Here is a 15,568-nt window from a genome sequence, read left to right on the forward strand (position 1 = left end):
GGTACGGCCTCTGGCATGGCGGGCGTCCCGGCAACCTGTGCGGCATCGATGTCGTCGAGCTGTCCATGCGATCATGCGCGTAACACGTGGATTCTTGCCTTGGTAGAAGCGTTAGATTACCCCATCAGGTCGATGTGGATCCGCGTCGACACAGCAAACGAGTACTTCCGCGTCTTCCTTGCCGGCGCTCAAGTAGACGTGCCCGATGGCGCTGTTGAAATAGAGGCTATCGCCACGAGCCAGTGTGAATATCTTGCCGTCCTCGAACTGAAGGCGCAGCTTTCCCGATAGTACGAAGACGAATTCCTCGCCGGCATGCCGGACATAGTCCGCGAAATCTTCCGCTTTCCGCGCATGGATGCGACCGCGCAAGGGGACCATGCGTTTGCCAGACAGTGCATTCGCCAACATGCCATATTCGTAATTCGGCGTGTCATAGATCGCTTGTTCGCCCGATCGTGTTACCGTAGGCGTGATGATTCGGTCTGGTGTGGCTTTCGATGGGCGACCAAAGATTTCGTCAAAATCAATGCGCAGCGCTTGCGCCAACGCCGCGAACTTATCATAGGTCAGTGCGATGTCACCGCGTTCGGCTTTCGATATCGTCGATACGGCAATGCCGGAGCGAGTGGAAAGTTCCGCCAGCGTCAACCTGTGCGCCTTGCGTTGTTTCCGCAGGAGCCCGCCGACCGTCTGCAGATCCAGCACCAGCGGTGATGGATCGGATGCGGTATTACGAGATGTGGATTGCGATGAGGGCATGCGCCAGGGGGTCGTTGAATTATCGTATATGAGAAAAACGTTTTTTCTCTGATATGATAACGCATGTCAAAACGCGCTATGCCGGAGTGATTGAACCCATGAAATTTGATACGGTGGTGCTAGGGGGCGGCATGGTGGGTGTTGCCACGGGCATTCATTTGTTGAAGCAGGGCCGATCGGTTGCGATTGTCGATCGACAATCCCCCGGAAACGAGACGTCGTTTGGCAACGCTGGTTTGATACAAAGGGAAGGTGTTTACCCGTATGCGTTCCCACGTGATGCGGCCACGTTATTCAGATATGCCCGGAACGGGTCCCCGGACGTTCGCTACCACCGTAACGCCATCGGGCGGTTGGCGCCGTTTCTTGCCCGTTATTGGTACCATTCGGAAGCCGCACGCCACGCTGCAATCGCTCGCTCGTACGAGACATTGATTGCGCATTGCGTCACCGAACATCGCGCCCTGTCGCAAGCGGCGAACGCGGATCAATTCATTCGCGCGGGCGGATGGATCAAGGTGTTTCGAAGCGCCGCAGTGCAGGATCATGAATTGCAAGCGGTCGCGCGATGGCAGCGCGAATATGGTGTTTCCTACGAAGCGCTGGATCACGTCGCGTTGCGCTCGCTCGAACCTTGCCTCTCGCACGCATTGCTGGGCGGCGTTCTTTATACAGGGTCGGAAACCGTTAGCGATCCAAAAGGGTTGCTTGATGCCTATCTCGACTATTTTCGTTCGCTCGGCGGAGAAGTCATTGTGGGAGACGCGTCGACGTTGGCCACCGGTTGGCACGTAGCCACGGAAGTAGGTCCGGTCAACGCCGCGTCGATTGTCGTTGCCCTTGGCCCCTGGTCCAACACGCTGGCGGCGCGCTTTGGCTATCGCATTCCATTTGGGCTCAAGCGTGGTTACCACATGCATTACGCGGCGGAGGCAAATGCCTCTTTGCAGCATCCGGTATTGGACGCGGAGAACGGTTATCTGCTGGCACCGATGCGCCGCGGCATACGCTTGACTACAGGTGTGGAGCTGGCGCGTGATGATGCGCCGCGTACACCGCTACAACTGGAAATAGTGGAGCCGATGGCACGGCAGATGTTTCCGCTTGCGCAGCGCCTGGACCCGGAGCCCTGGATGGGTCGGCGCCCTTGCACGCCGGACATGCTGCCGATCATTGGCCCGACCCGTCACGATGGCCTGTGGTTTGCATTCGGGCATGCGCATCATGGATTGACCCTTGGACCGGTGACGGGGCGGTTGATTGCAGAAATGATGACTGGGAAGACACCGTTTGTCGATCCAGCGCCATTCCATGTTCGACGCTTCGATACGTAAAGAAAGCCAGGTCCAGCCCGGTTTCGGCATCGGCTTCGGACTTGCCGATGCCGATGCCGATGCCGCGTGATGCGGCATGAAAGCGGTTGTTGTGTCCACTTTCAGTCAGGGTGCATCAGGGGCGTCAGAGTGCGGCTACCACGGCAACCTCGACATCGATGCCTGGCCGCATCAATAGCGCTTGCACACAGGCGCGCGTGGGTGCGTGACCCTCGACAAGCCATGCATCCCACACGGCGTTGAACTCGGCGAAGTGCTTTGGATCGGTCAGCCAGACGTTGGCGGACACCAGACGCGTTTTGTCCACACCGGCCTGCGCTAGCAGGGATTCAATGCGCGTCAGAATTTCAGTGGCTTGATCGGTGATCGATGCATTGCTCGAATCCGGTACTTGACCAGAAAGATGGACAAAGCCGTTTGCAATGACGATCTGGCTCATTCGTTGATTACTATTGAAGCGCTTGATTTCAGTGTGCATGGTTTATACGATGGAGGGGCCGACATCCGCGATGCCGGCGGGATGAAAAAGGGGCGGCGAGGTCACGATGGACTTCAGTTCGGGGCGTGCCGTCAAAAGATTGTCGAGGTTCGGTCGCGGGCGCTGTAACACAGGGGACTGCGCGAAAGCCTGCTCGAATGCATGGGCGATTGCCAGGGTCTTTTCGTCGCCGTGGAAAGGGCCTACCAGTTGCAGTCCGAATGGCATGCCCTTGTCGTCAACGCCACAAGGCAAGGAAAGGGCAGGGTGCGTCGCCAGCGTCACCACATACGTCAACGCCAGCCAGCGATAGTAGTTTTCCTGTTTGCGGCCGGCAATCGTATCCGCATAAAGCGTACGCCATGGCATGGGCGAGATGGGCGTCGTTGGTGACAGGATTACATCGTATTGCGCGAATGCGCCTTGGAACTTCCTGAATACCCGTGTTTGCTCTGCTTGCGCCCACGCACTGTCGGCAAGCGACATGCTTGCTCCCATCTCATAATTTGCCCGCGTGTTTTCGCCAAGCAGCATGGGATCTTTTTCATAGGTATCCCTTAATCCGGCGACAAAGCTTTCGGCTCGGATTACATCGAAGCAGCGGTGTACGTCGCCAAGGTCGAATTGCACGCGCTCACAGCGTTTGACCATTGGTGCGATCGCGGCAATCCGCTCGCGGAACGTGTCGCGGATATTGTCGTCGACGTCACACGCGTCGAAATCTTCCGTCCAGCCTATGCGCAGTTCGCCAAGGTCGATATCCGCCAGATCCAGGAAGCGTAACGGATTCGTCGGAAAGCTCAGAGGGTCGCCTGCCGAGAGTCCTGCGGTGGCGGCCAACTGCAAGCATGCCTCCTTGACGGTACGCCCCATCGGGCCGACGACCGATATAGGTGTCCAACCTAACAAGCGACGAGAATTCGGTACAAGGCCCGGCGTGGGTCGTAAGCCAACGACGCCGCAGATCGATGCGGGAATGCGGAGGGAACCGCCTGTATCCGATCCGGTACAGACGGGCAACATGTCGCAGGCCAACGCGGCGGCGGCGCCTCCGGATGAGCCACCCGCGTTACGCTCGGGATCGAACGGATTGCCGGTGGCGCCCCATACCGGATTGCGCGTATTCGCGCCTGCCCCTAATTCCGGGACATTCGTCTTGCAGACGAGTATGGCACCTGCTGCGCGCAAGCGCTCGACCAACACGACGTCGGCTGTTGGTACATGCCCCCGTTTGGGTGGTGAGCCATACGTTGTCAATAGGCCGGCCGTGTCTTCGAGATCCTTGACGCCGAGTGGCAGACCATGCAGCAAGCCGAGCGGTTCGCCGCGCAGGACCATGCTTTCCGCCCGTTTGGCTGCTTCGCGTGCTTCAGGATAGCAAGTGGCGGTTACGGCGTTGACGGCGGGATTGATCGCCTCGATACGATCAATGCAAGCATCCAGCAGTTCAACCGGGGAGATGTCCTTGCGCGCTATCATCGCGCGTAGCGTAGGCGCCGGTAGTTGGACAAGCGCGTTGGAATGTGTCATCGATGCATGTCTCTTGGTCACGTAAGTTTTTCACCGGTACGGTCGCGCAGCCAGATTAGCGCGAACAATGACATCAGGCAAGCCGCTGCCACATACCATGCGGGCGCCAATGGATTGCCTGAGCGTGCCGTCAGCACTGCGGCGATCAAGGGTGAGAAGCCACCGAATATCGATGCGCTGACGACATAGGTCATCGCAATGCCGGTGGCGCGGACATTCGTTGGAAACATTTCTGGAATCATTACCAGCACCGGAATGATTTGCCCCGTTACCAATACCGCCAGGACAGCCGACACGCCACATAGCATGATCAGCGTCGGATGCATGCTCAGTAGCAGGAAAGCAGGGTAGACGACAATGATCATCGCGCAGCGCGAGATCAGCAATACCCGTTTCCGGCTGAACCGATCCGCGAGATATCCCATGATCGGTGCGGACAGGAACAACACAAGGGAGCTGACCACCCCGGAAATTGCCGCGTGCGTCGACGACATATGCAGCGTTCGTATCGCGTGCGCAGGCAGGAAGAAAGCGGTGATATAAACCGAGACCGAGCCCCCCAACTCCGCTAGCGTACCAACCATCGTCAAATCGAGATGTTTTGTCAACACCGCTTTCAGTGCACCAAAGGCAGGTTGCCTTGCCGTTGTGCCGGCAGCATCCACGATGAGCGTTTCTTCGAGGCGCGTGCGAATCAGCGACCCCAATGGCGCTGCGACAATGCCGAGCAGGAAGGGAAGGCGCCAGCCCCAGGAAGCGACCAGGTCCTTGTCCAGCAACGTGTTGATCAGCGTGGCGACAATCGATCCGAAGACCAGCCCCAATGCCGTGGCGGCGAAGTTCCAACTGGCAAAGAAGGCCCGCTTTTTGTCCGTGGCGTATTCCATCAGCAATGTCGTGCCTGGACCGAATTCGCCTCCCGCCGCGAAACCTTGTACCAGGCGGGCAATCAGAACAATGATCGGCGCGGCCACGCCCGCGACCGAATAGGGTGGCGCGCAAGCGATCAGCGCGCAACTGATGGCCATCAACATGATCGTCAGGACCATGGCCTTTTTGCGCCCCACCCGGTCCGCATAGGCGCCAATGACGACGCCTCCTATCGGTCGAATGACGAATCCGACACCGAACACTGCAATCGATAGCAGGAACTGGCTGATGGATGAGAACTGCGGGAAAAAGAGTTTGCCGATCTGGATTGAAAAAAAACTGTAGATCGCGAAGTCGTAGAATTCCAGCGCCGTGCCAATCGTCGCCGCCGCGATCACATAGGTCTTGGATACGGGCGGTTTTGCAGCAGTGATGGACGGCACGATCGGCTCCCGGGGAACGCTAGAACATGATCGTTATCTTATATGAGAAAAAATAAATTTCTCAAATACGATAAAACGGCGTGGCACGGGGTCGCTGTGTCGGTTCACGACGCCGTGAGGAACCCGCGGTCCCTGTTCCAGGTTCAGGCAGGCGGCCGCATCGCCATGCGTTTCTCGATGTCGCTGATCAAACCCTCGATCCAGCGATGCAGTGCTTTATCGGACGGCACCTGGATGATGGATCGTGCGATGATCCGATATACTTGCCGGCGCGTTATTTTCGATACGTGGGCGGGGTCGAGCCAGGCGTCATTGGCGATCAGCAAGCGGAGCGTTTCTAGGCCGATCACGATCGGCCATACGCAGGCTAGTCGCAGCCGGATCGACAGGGGTGGAATGGCGCATAGATAGGCGAGGCCTTCGCGAAACAGCGGTAACGATCGTTCAACCAGTGCGAACAGCAGTGGGCGGACGCGGAGACTATTGGTTGGTGCGAGAAGATCTTGCACCGTCAAGCCGTGTTCGGCGGTCAAGTCGGCAGGAAAGTAGCATCGACCGATACGCAAGTCCTTACCGCAATCCCTCAGCACGTTCGTCATCTGCAACGCTTTTCCAAACGCCACGCCACGCGCCATCATCGTTGGTTCAGGCAGCTTGAGGGTCGCGGGCAGATGCACGTAGGTCATCTTCGTCCAGAATTCCCCTACGCATCCCGCGACCAAGTAAGTGTAACGATCCAAGGCCTGCCAATCCGGTAATGCGACGACATCACCAGAGCGCTCATCCGGGAAGGTGCGCAAATCGAATTCCATTCCGTCGGTGAGCGTGGCCACGATGCCGCGTACGGCTTGACGGTCTGTTTCACTCAGTTGCGCCAGGATCGCGAGCGCGGGTTCCAGCGACTCCAACAGCGCTTTCTCATCGGATTGGGTCTGTTGCGAGGCCACTTCCGTTTTCAATTGCAGCAGCGTATCGGTATCGACGGGTGCGCCGGCAACCCAGTCTCGCAGTGAGAGAAGGAACCCGAGCCGCTGTTGCGGTGCGATCAGCGACGTGTCCGCGATCGTGTCGGCAGCGCGGGCAAGAAGGTAGGCCAGGCCGATCGGGTCCCGCATGCTGGCCGGCAAGATATTCAGCGTCAGATAGAACGAGCGGGAAACCCCTTTCAGCAAGGGACCGAGCAGGAATTCCCGAGTAGGGTGGTACATGGCAAATCTGAGAATGGGCAAAATCGCGCAGCAGATTGTAACGCGGATCGTCCATCCTGACGGCTAGCGGTTACCGCCCCGTGGAATGATCGATCGAAAGTGACCGGCAGAGGTGTCTTCACGGTGCGATCCATTCACCTTGCCAGTGTCCCTCTTGATGCATGAAGCGAGCGCGGACATGCCTTTGCTTGTCTGATAGATCGAGCCAATCCAAGGACGAAAGGCGTACGTTGACAATGCAAAAGTTGTCGTAGCCGAGATCGCGCTGGGTTGGTTTATTGGAGCGTGCCATTACCTCCGGACCGTCGACCGATGCCAATGGCGTCCCCGGCGCTACCGTACCGCGATAGTCGATCAGATTGTGCTGCGACAAAGCGTTCCAGGCAGCACGCCGAGCATCGTTATCCGCGAACGTTACCTGTCCTGTCATTCGGAGCTGTGTCCGTCGTTCTGCGTCATAACCCACCAGGGCGATACGCGGGTCGCGCCGCCATTGCGCGATTTTCGGTGACCGGGCATCTGTATAGAAGCGTACCTGGCCGCTTGCGGGATCGACTTCGCGAAGCACGACGGTCCTGAGGGAGGGGGCACCGTCCTCATCGATGCTGGCGGCTTGCAGTAATCCAAACCGGGATCGCGCCGGGCTGTTTTCGCCGATCAGGCGTTTCCAGATGGTGTCGAGCAGGGTCGTGAGGGCGGTCGCCATACTATTTTCCGGTTCTGGCTGCTGGACAGCGGCAGCCATCCGGTGCCGCGTCACGTTATTCTGTGATCCGATGGGTCGTCGAAAGGTCCCGGTACACGGGGCTGCAACGCGCCTGCGCCGTATGCGTTGCCTGCAAGAACGAAGCGCTAGCGCCAGCCAAGCGCCGGCGCCACGTGTTGCAGGATCGATTCCAGGACATGCACGTTATAGTCCACGCCCAACTGATTGGGTACCGTGAGCAGGATGGTATCAGCCTCGGCAATGGCCTCATCCGCCGCCAGTTGTGAGATCAGCGTATCCGGTTCGGCGGCGTAACCGCGGCCGAAAATAGAGCGCTTGTGTTCGTCGAGAAAGCCGAAGTGGTCTTGCGCATCACCACTGCCGCTGAAATAGGCGTGATCGCGCGCATTCACGATGGCGAAGATGCTCCGGCTGACGGAGACCCGCGACGGTCGCGTATGACCCGCCTCCTGCCACGCCTGCCGATACGCCCGTATTTGCTTTGCCTGTTGAATGTGGAAAGGTTCGCCGGTTTCGTCGTCTTTCAACGTCGAACTTTGCAAATGCATCCCTGATTTCGCGGCCCACACGGCGGTTGCGTTGGAGCTGGCGCCCCACCAGATGCGTTCTCGCAATCCTTCGGAGTAAGGTTCGACGCGCAACAAGCCGGGCGGATTCGGAAACATTGGCCGGGGATTCGGTTCGGCAAAGCCTGCCCCACCCAGTACATTCAGCAATACGGTGGTGTGATGCCGTGCCATGTCGGCATCGGTTTCGCCGTCCGCGGGCTCATATCCAAAGTAACGCCAGCCTTCGTTCACCTGTTCGCCGGAGCCGCGGCTGATCCCCAGTTGTAGCCGGCCGCCCGCAATCAGATCGGCCCCTGCCGCGCTTTCCGCCATGTACAGCGGATTCTCGTAGCGCATGTCGATGACGCCGGTGCCAATCTCGATGTGACGCGTCTTCGCGCCGGCCGCTGCCAGCAGCGGGAAGGGGGAACTCAACTGGCGCGCGAAGTGGTGCACGCGGAAATACGCGCCATCCAGTCCGAGCTCCTCGGCTGCGATGGTCAGGTCGATAGACTGCAGAAGCGCATCCTTGCCAGAGCGCGTTTGCGACTGGGTGGATGGATTCCAGTGCCCAAATGATAAAAATCCGATTTTTTTCACGTTTTCCTCGTATTGCGTTATCGCGCGCGGCCTCCCTGCCGCCGATGTCGATAAGACCGGCGTTCTGCCAGGCAGCCCGTGCGGATGCATCAACGCATTATCGATGGATTTGTTTGAACTTGTCTTTTATCCGGATGGCACGCACGGTCATCAACGCCAAGGTGCGCGGGATGCTGCCACGCGCGGCGCCCGGGCTTGCCGGTCACGGCGGTGGCGAGAGGGACGCGGGTGTCATGCGCAACATGCGGACGTCACGTCCGACGACGATTGCCGCCGGAGCGCATTGGCGGACGAATTCGCTCGCCGCGAGTGGGATTACATTACTTTCGAGCGCAGGTATGCGGACAATCGCTCTGCACCGGTAACCAGCACGAAGGTGACGATCAATAATAGTGATACGGTCTGGTAATCGAACAGATTCATTGCCGTCAACAATTCGAATCCGATTCCGCCCGCACCGACAAAGCCCAGAACCAGTGACGAACGAAGGTTTTCGTCAAAGCGATACAAGGCGATACCCAGTAACGATGGCAATACGCCTGGCACAACCGCATGCGTGAATATCTGCAGCTTGCTGGCGCCGGTCAGGGATAGTGCGTCGACCGGACCCATGTCCATGTCTTCGATTACTTCGGAAAACAAGCGCCCCAGCATGCCGATCGAATGTACCGCAAGTGCCAATGCGCCGGGGAAAGGACCCAGGCCAACCGCTGTCACAAACAGCAACGCCCAGACGAGGTCCGGCACCACGCGCGTGATTCCGATAAAAAAGCGCGATGCATAGTAAAGCGGCCTTGCCGGGCTGACATTGCTCGCGGACAAGATCGCAAGTGGAAAAGCAAAAATGACCGCGCCGACTGTTCCAAAAATAGCCAGATCGATGGTTTCCAGCACGGCGCGTGCGCTTGACTGCAACTTGTGCACATTGGGTGGCCAGGAGCGTGACAGAATATCGATCATGCCATGCACACCCGTGAGCAGGTCTTGTGGTCTTGCCTGGACGATGTAGAACGACTGCGCGAGCAGCGCCGCGCCGAGAAGCAACGCCACGAATGTCAATGGCGACATGCGGTTGCGGCGACGCCACGCGTGCGCAACGGCTTCGACTTCCTTCGATGCGGCGACAGGTTCATCGGAGGAGCGCGACACGGTCGGCGCATAAGGGCGAAGCGTGCGGCTCATCGCGCCTCCGATCGATACAGATTGGCGATCTGTTCGACGCTCACCCGCGCCGATGGCGCATCGAACGCGACCTTGCCCTGGTACAGACCGATCAAGCGATCCGCGTAACGCTTTGCCAATTCCGGCTGGTGCAACACGCAAATCACTGCCAGGCCTTCTTCTCGCGCCAATCGCTGCAGCAGACGCATGACTTCGTCCGCGGCTTCCGGATCGAGACTGGCCAATGGCTCATCCGCGAGCAGGACCTGGGGTCGCTGCGTCAGCGCCCGCGCCACCGCCACGCGCTGCGCCTGGCCGCCGGACAGTGTGCCGGCACGCTGGGAGGCGAGATGCAACAGGCCTACTTCATTGAGATAGTTCAATCCAGGCGTGATTTCTTCGCGTGGCAGGCGGCCGAGCGCGGTTCTCCATGTACGATGGCGACCAAGGCTGCCGGTACAGACATTCGCCAACACGCTGCGGCGTTTGACCAGATTTGCGTGCTGTGAGATCAACGCGACCGGCAGACGTGCGACACGCAGTGCTTCGCCGGAGAGTACGGCAAGATCCCGCCCCTCGACGTTGATCTTGCCGGCCGTCGGCTGCAACAGGCCAACAATGCATTTCATCAATGTCGATTTGCCGCAACCGTTCGCGCCAAGTACGGCGATCAGCTCGCCGGGCGCGACCTGGAGATCAATGCGCTGCAATGCGGTATGACCATTTGGATAGCGCATCAACAGTCCCTGCACGTCCAATCCGCATTGCCGCTGTTTTTGGAGACCTGCCAACGCGCCAACGCCGTGCGGAAAGGGAAGCGTCGAATTGGCAGCGCTCACCGCTGCCGATTGACGATCCGCAACTGTTTTCAGGAATCCATTCATAATTTATTGAGATCGATGTGCAGCGTGCTGACGAGGGCGCGGATTGGATCGTAGGCTGCATCCACTTGTGGCACCGTCCTTAACGCCGGTGCGGCATTCGCCACCATGAATTTCTGCGCATCCTCCGGCAGTTGATGCAGATCCAGGTTCTGTAGAATCGTGGTCAGGCGTGCTTTGAAGTCGGCGGGCAGCGAGGCGCGTATGGCGATCGGATCGATGGGGATCGGGTCCGAGAGCCACAGCGTGACGTAAGCATCGGCGTCGTAAGCATTGTGTAACTTGGCGCTTTCGATTTCTTCGCTGTTCAGTTCACCCGCCTTGACCTTGTGATTGCGGATAGCCTCGAAGGACGCGGTATGGCTACCGGCATACAACGCGCGCACGCCCGACTCCGGATCGATGCCTGCTTTCTTGAGCGCGTAGGCTGGGAACAAGTGGCCGGAGGTGGAACTCGGATCGGAGTAGGCAAATGACTGGCCGGCGACATCGGCGAGCTTCGTCACGCCGGATCCCTTCCAGGTGACGATTGATGCGGTATAGCTGGACGGCTTGCCATCGGTGTCTGCAAACGTCGCAACGGCCTCGGCGTGCGCGACCTTGTGCGCCAGTACATAACCAAGTGGGCCGAATTGTCCGATGTCGAGCTTGTTGCTGCGCATGGCTTCGATTTCGGCGTTGTAGCTGGTGGCGACGAATACTTCCACCGGGCAGCCCAGTTGCTTCGAGATCAAATCGCCAATCGACTTGTAAACCGGGATCATCCGCGCGGATGATTCGTACGGTTCCACGCCGAAACGGACGGTGCCTTCGCCCGGACAGGATGTGGTCGCCTGTGCAACGCCCGCGGTCAGCAGCATGCCGACCGAGAGAACCAGTGAGGTGCCGAAAGTCTTGAAATTCACGTCTTTTCCTATTTTTTAAAAAGAGCCGCAGGTGAAGTGCCAGACGCGGAATCGGACCGGGTCGAAGGTTGCATAAGCAGGGAAACGCCAGTTCCCCAGGTACATGTTCGAAGCAGGAAAGGTAGTACGTACGACGAAATAGCGTCCGACGCGCGATACCATCGTAGGGTGTCAATATGTTGCGGATGTGACAGCCTTTTTTGTTAAACGGTCAGGCTCCCTAAGTTGGCTTCAGCGGTTGAAACGACCGATTGGAAGCGGGATGCCCCCTGTGCATCGGTATCGTCCGCCGACGGCACGGGTACGTACGCGGACGAAGGTGGGTATTGCGTTGAAAACACCGGACGTCCCTCGCACCACGTTTGCGTGATCGTCGGCCAGGCGTTGCCCAGGCGTAACGCGACGAGATCGGCACGCAAACCAACGGCAATGCGCCCGCGGTCGTGCAGTCCGCAGGCGGTCGCCGGGTTGCGCGTGACCAATGCGACGGCCTCGTGCAGCGCAAGCCCTGCTTGTTGCGCTGCAATGAAAGCTGCCGGTAGCAGTGCCGATGGCTGATAATCGGAACACAGGCAGGTCGCCGTACCCGCAGTGATGGCGTCGATTGCACGCATAGCGCCGCTTTGGCTTTTCCCGCGCATCACATTCGGGGCGCCAAGTATCGTCGCCATTCCGGCATCGACGGCCGCACGAGCGGTCACCGCATCGATTGGGAACTCGGTCAGACGCACTCCGAGCTTTTGCATGGCCGCCACGCGTGCGACACTGTCATCGTCATGACTGGCGACGTCGATGCCGGTCTTCGTGGCGTGTTCGAGCAGGGCGGTCATGCGTTCCAGCGCGCCCTCGCGGCCAGCCACTTTTGTTTCAGCGATGGCGGTGGCGGTCTGCCGGTCGAGCGCGTGGTTGCCGCACATATAGTCGACATAGGCATCGACGGTACGAAACTGCCCTTGGCCCGGAGAGTGGTCCATCACCGAGAGCAGGCCGATGATACGTTCATCAAGCAGCATATGCAGGATATCGGCTGCGCCGGCATCAGTGACTTCATAGCGACAGTGGATCCTGTTGTCGACAAGACCTCTGTGGCCATAAGCCGACAAGGCGCGAACCAGCGCCGTCGCAGTGCCGAGATCCCGGACGCCACCATCGGTATTGGCAAAGGATATGGCGTGGAACGGTGTTGTAATGCCGGCCGCCGCGTTGCGCCGATCGATCTGTTGGACTGCGAAGTCCAATGGGAACATCACACCCGCACGGGGGGCCACTTCCTTTTCAATGGCATCGCAATGCAAGTCGACAAGACCGGGCAGCAGCATTTGGCCATGCAGATCGATCTGCGTGGCGTCGCCGCCGCCGCCTGGTTCGATCGCAATGATACGTCCCGCTTCGATCAGCAAGGCGCTATCTTCCAGGACGGTGTCGGGCAGAACGATACGCGCACTGTGCAGGTAATACCGTGGCATCGTGAACTCCAGGAATGCGTGGTGAAAAAAACATTGAAGGGTCTCGGCATGACGCGCCGCCCGTCCGCCGCGGAAGAGGAACATGCCGCCCGCGCGGTTAGCCGCGAAACGCGATCGTGCGGGAAGGGACGACGTGCTCCGCCGTCGCGGCGTCCGGCGTTTCGCCCAACGCGCGCATGGGCAATGTCCGGGTGCCCACCGCCTCGCCGACCGATGCATCGTGAAAAATCCCGATCAAGCAACGGCCGGATGCACGGGCTTCCAGGAGCAACTCGACCACGACGGCGCGATTGTCGCCGTCCAACGATGCCGTGGGTTCATCAAGAAGCAGAATCGGGTGATCGGCAATAAACCCGCGCGCGATATTCACGCGCTGTTGCTCGCCCCCTGAGAACGTAGCCGGTGGCACGGACCACAGTCGTTCCGGTAGCCTCAGTTTCTGTAGTAGTGCCGCGGCACGTCCGCGCGCAGTGTCTCGGTCTATGCCCGCTTGCCGCAACGGCTCGGCAACGACATCGAGCGCACCGACACGCGGGATGACCCGCAAGAACTGACTGACGTATCCAATTGCATGTCGCCGCGCCCAGAGGACGTCTTGTTCGGGCGCGCCAACCAGTTCTAGCCAGTCGTCTTTCGTGTGTGTCGAGGGCGACGCGGAAGGCAGGCGTTCCGGGGAATTGTTGGATGTCGCGTATTGTTGCACCGTCCCATGTTGTCCCTTGCGAACACGAATGCTGCCGCCGCTTGCGAGATAATTGCCATAAAGACACCGGAGCAGTGTGCTTTTACCTGCACCGGATGCGCCTGCCAGAATAAGGCAATCCCCAGCCCCTGCGTCGAATTCGACATCTTCCAGTACGGGAAGTTGCGCACCACCCTGGTTGTGTAAGGTGAAGGTCTTGCTTAGCCCGCGCACACGGATCATCGGTTCGAAATGGTTCATGATCATCCTTGCAGCATCGACGAAACCAACAATTGCGTATAGGGATGTTGCGGGTCATCCAATACCTGATCCGTCAGCCCGCTTTCCACGACGAGACCGCCTTGCATCACCAATGTCCGATGGGCAAGCAATCGCGCGACGGCCAGGTCATGCGTCACGAAAATCACGGCCAGTCGCAGATCATTGACCAGTTGCCGAATCAGGTCGAGCAGGCGGGCTTGCACCGAGACATCAAGCGAGGCTGTGGGTTCGTCCATGAACAGCAGACGCGGATGGGTGACGAGGTTACGTGCGATCTGAAGGCGCTGCTGCATGCCGCCCGAGAAAGTGTCCGGTTTGTCGTCGAGCCGCTCCGCATCGATTTCCAATTTTTCGAGCCAGAGCGATGCTTCGCCGCGCAACGTGTCGTAATGACGTTCGCCAACACCCATCAGCCGTTCAGCGATATTGCCGCCGGCGCTGATCTGCATCCGCAGTCCATCGCGGGCATGTTGTCGAACAAAGCCCCAGTCCGTGCGTGACAGCAAGCGCAACCGCGCCGCGCTCAATGTGGCAAGATCGATCATGCCGTTACCGTGCATCGCGTAATGGACCGAACCGGCGTCAAGCGCGGTCTGCGCGGAAATAGCTTGCAGTAGCGTCGATTTCCCGGAACCGGACTCACCGACGATGCACAGCACTTCGCCGGGATATAAATCGAAGTGAACGTCGCGGCAGCCCCGGATGCCGTCCCAGGTTTTACGCAATGCACGAACGCAAAGGAGAGGATGGTTGTTCACGGGTGACGCCCCTCGAGCCGCGCATCATGAATGCCGAGCGCCGCGACCCGTTCCGCACAATATTCGCTATCGGAACAGACAAATTGGCGCCCGCCCTTGTCATCGACAACGATTTCATCGAGGTAGCTGTCCGCCGCGCCGCAGATGGCGCAGTGGTGCGGCCACTGTTCAACCGTGAATGGGTGATCGTCGAAATCCAGGCTTCGCACGCTCGTGTATGGCGGGACCGCATAGACACGCTTCTCTCGACCCGCGCCGAATAGCATCAATGCCGGGCAGGCGTTCAGTTTCGGGTTGTCGAATTTCGGGATGGGCGACGGGCTCATCATATAGCGGTCGTTGACGATGACCGGATAGTCGTAGGACGTTGCGATGTGCCCATATCGCGCAATATCTTCGTACAGCTTCGTGTACATCGGACCGTATTCGCCCAGCGCGTGCATTGTGCGCGTTTCGCGTTCGCTCGGTTCGAGCCAGCGCAGGGGTTCGGGCTTGGGTACCTGGAACACCATGACCTGACCTTCCCGTAGCGGCGCCTCGGGAATGCGATGGCGTGTCTGGATAATGGTTGCCGCGGCGGTGCGGTCGGTGGTGGCAATGCCGGCCACCCGGCTGAAAAAACGGCGGATGTTGACGGCATTCGTCGTGTCGTCGGAGCCTTGGTCGATTACTTTCAAGACATCCTCGGTGCCGACAATCGCCGCCGTCACCTGAATGCCGCCGGTTCCCCAGCCGTATGGCAACGGCATTTCCCGGCTCGCGAACGGTACTTGATAACCGGGAATCGCCACGGCCTTCAGCAAGGCGCGACGCAGCATGCGTTTTGTCGACTCATCCAGGTAGGCGAAGTTGTAATGCGTATCGCGCGACGCCGCGGCATCATCCAACCGCAGGGCATCAACCGGGGCATCGAACGTCATATCGGTCTTGGTA

15 protein-coding genes are annotated in these 15,568 nt (G+C 59.2%); 1 reads left to right on the plus strand and 14 read right to left on the minus strand.

The genetic code is table 11. From position 1 onward, the window contains the following. Nucleotides 1-111: 111 nt before the first annotated feature. Nucleotides 112-762, minus strand: a complete 651-nt coding sequence (locus WM40_RS15040; protein WP_024903301.1) for a helix-turn-helix domain-containing protein — start codon at nucleotides 760-762, stop codon at nucleotides 112-114. Nucleotides 763-860: 98 nt separating this feature from the next. On the opposite strand from WM40_RS15040, the gene WM40_RS15045 reads away from it, so the two are divergent. Next, nucleotides 861-2,096, plus strand: a complete 1,236-nt coding sequence (locus WM40_RS15045) for an NAD(P)/FAD-dependent oxidoreductase (RefSeq protein WP_046153273.1) — start codon at nucleotides 861-863, stop codon at nucleotides 2,094-2,096. A 124-nt stretch (nucleotides 2,097-2,220) separates the two neighbouring features. Here the strand turns inward: WM40_RS15045 and WM40_RS15050 are convergent, their stop codons facing one another. The 13 genes from WM40_RS15050 to WM40_RS15110 form a co-directional block, all read right to left on the minus strand. Further along, a complete protein-coding gene (locus WM40_RS15050; protein ID WP_024903299.1) occupies nucleotides 2,221-2,574 on the minus strand; it encodes a RidA family protein in 354 nt (117 codons plus the stop codon). Between the two features lie 3 nt (nucleotides 2,575-2,577). Further along, entirely contained in the window at nucleotides 2,578-4,104 is a 1,527-nt protein-coding gene (locus tag WM40_RS15055; protein WP_024903298.1) for an amidase, read from the minus strand. A 17-nt stretch (nucleotides 4,105-4,121) separates the two neighbouring features. Beyond that, nucleotides 4,122-5,417, minus strand: a complete 1,296-nt coding sequence (locus tag WM40_RS15060; RefSeq protein ID WP_024903297.1) for an MFS transporter — start codon at nucleotides 5,415-5,417, stop codon at nucleotides 4,122-4,124. A gap of 143 nt (nucleotides 5,418-5,560) precedes the next feature. Further along, nucleotides 5,561-6,625 (minus strand): phytoene/squalene synthase family protein, encoded by a 1,065-nt coding sequence (locus WM40_RS15065; protein ID WP_024903296.1) that lies wholly within the window; start codon nucleotides 6,623-6,625, stop codon nucleotides 5,561-5,563. A 118-nt stretch (nucleotides 6,626-6,743) separates the two neighbouring features. Next, on the minus strand, nucleotides 6,744-7,331 hold the full coding sequence (locus WM40_RS15070) for a pyridoxamine 5'-phosphate oxidase family protein (RefSeq protein WP_052738343.1): 588 nt from the start codon (nucleotides 7,329-7,331) through the stop codon (nucleotides 6,744-6,746). Between the two features lie 146 nt (nucleotides 7,332-7,477). Then, nucleotides 7,478-8,500 carry an LLM class flavin-dependent oxidoreductase gene (locus WM40_RS15075; protein WP_046153275.1) on the minus strand — a complete coding sequence of 341 codons (1,023 nt, stop codon included), beginning with the start codon at nucleotides 8,498-8,500 and terminating at the stop codon, nucleotides 7,478-7,480. 315 nt (nucleotides 8,501-8,815) lie between these two features. Continuing rightward, nucleotides 8,816-9,682 (minus strand): phosphonate ABC transporter, permease protein PhnE, encoded by an 867-nt coding sequence (gene phnE, locus WM40_RS15080; RefSeq protein WP_024903293.1) that lies wholly within the window; start codon nucleotides 9,680-9,682, stop codon nucleotides 8,816-8,818. Next, nucleotides 9,679-10,500 (minus strand): phosphonate ABC transporter ATP-binding protein, encoded by an 822-nt coding sequence (gene phnC, locus WM40_RS15085; protein ID WP_236693534.1) that lies wholly within the window; start codon nucleotides 10,498-10,500, stop codon nucleotides 9,679-9,681. The genes phnE and phnC overlap by 4 nt, the downstream gene beginning before the upstream one ends. A gap of 41 nt (nucleotides 10,501-10,541) precedes the next feature. Then, nucleotides 10,542-11,447: a phosphate/phosphite/phosphonate ABC transporter substrate-binding protein gene (locus WM40_RS15090; RefSeq protein ID WP_024903291.1), complete on the minus strand. Its 906-nt coding sequence runs from the start codon at nucleotides 11,445-11,447 to the stop codon at nucleotides 10,542-10,544. A 203-nt stretch (nucleotides 11,448-11,650) separates the two neighbouring features. Next, the gene (locus WM40_RS15095; protein WP_024903290.1) at nucleotides 11,651-12,913 is read right to left on the minus strand and encodes an alpha-D-ribose 1-methylphosphonate 5-triphosphate diphosphatase; all 1,263 of its coding nucleotides are present in this window, start codon (nucleotides 12,911-12,913) and stop codon (nucleotides 11,651-11,653) included. 97 nt (nucleotides 12,914-13,010) lie between these two features. Beyond that, on the minus strand, nucleotides 13,011-13,856 hold the full coding sequence (locus WM40_RS15100; RefSeq protein ID WP_046153279.1) for a phosphonate C-P lyase system protein PhnL: 846 nt from the start codon (nucleotides 13,854-13,856) through the stop codon (nucleotides 13,011-13,013). A gap of 2 nt (nucleotides 13,857-13,858) precedes the next feature. Next, nucleotides 13,859-14,635, minus strand: coding sequence for a phosphonate C-P lyase system protein PhnK (gene phnK, locus WM40_RS15105; protein WP_024903288.1), 777 nt, complete (start codon nucleotides 14,633-14,635; stop codon nucleotides 13,859-13,861). Next, complete coding sequence (locus tag WM40_RS15110; protein WP_046153280.1) at nucleotides 14,632-15,555, minus strand: alpha-D-ribose 1-methylphosphonate 5-phosphate C-P-lyase PhnJ; 924 nt, start codon at nucleotides 15,553-15,555, stop codon at nucleotides 14,632-14,634. Before WM40_RS15110 ends, phnK begins: the two co-directional genes overlap by 4 nt. Nucleotides 15,556-15,568: the final 13 nt, after the last annotated feature.

This window comes from Robbsia andropogonis, from assembly GCF_000970345.1.
GTDB classification, from domain to species: domain Bacteria; phylum Pseudomonadota; class Gammaproteobacteria; order Burkholderiales; family Burkholderiaceae; genus Robbsia; species Robbsia andropogonis.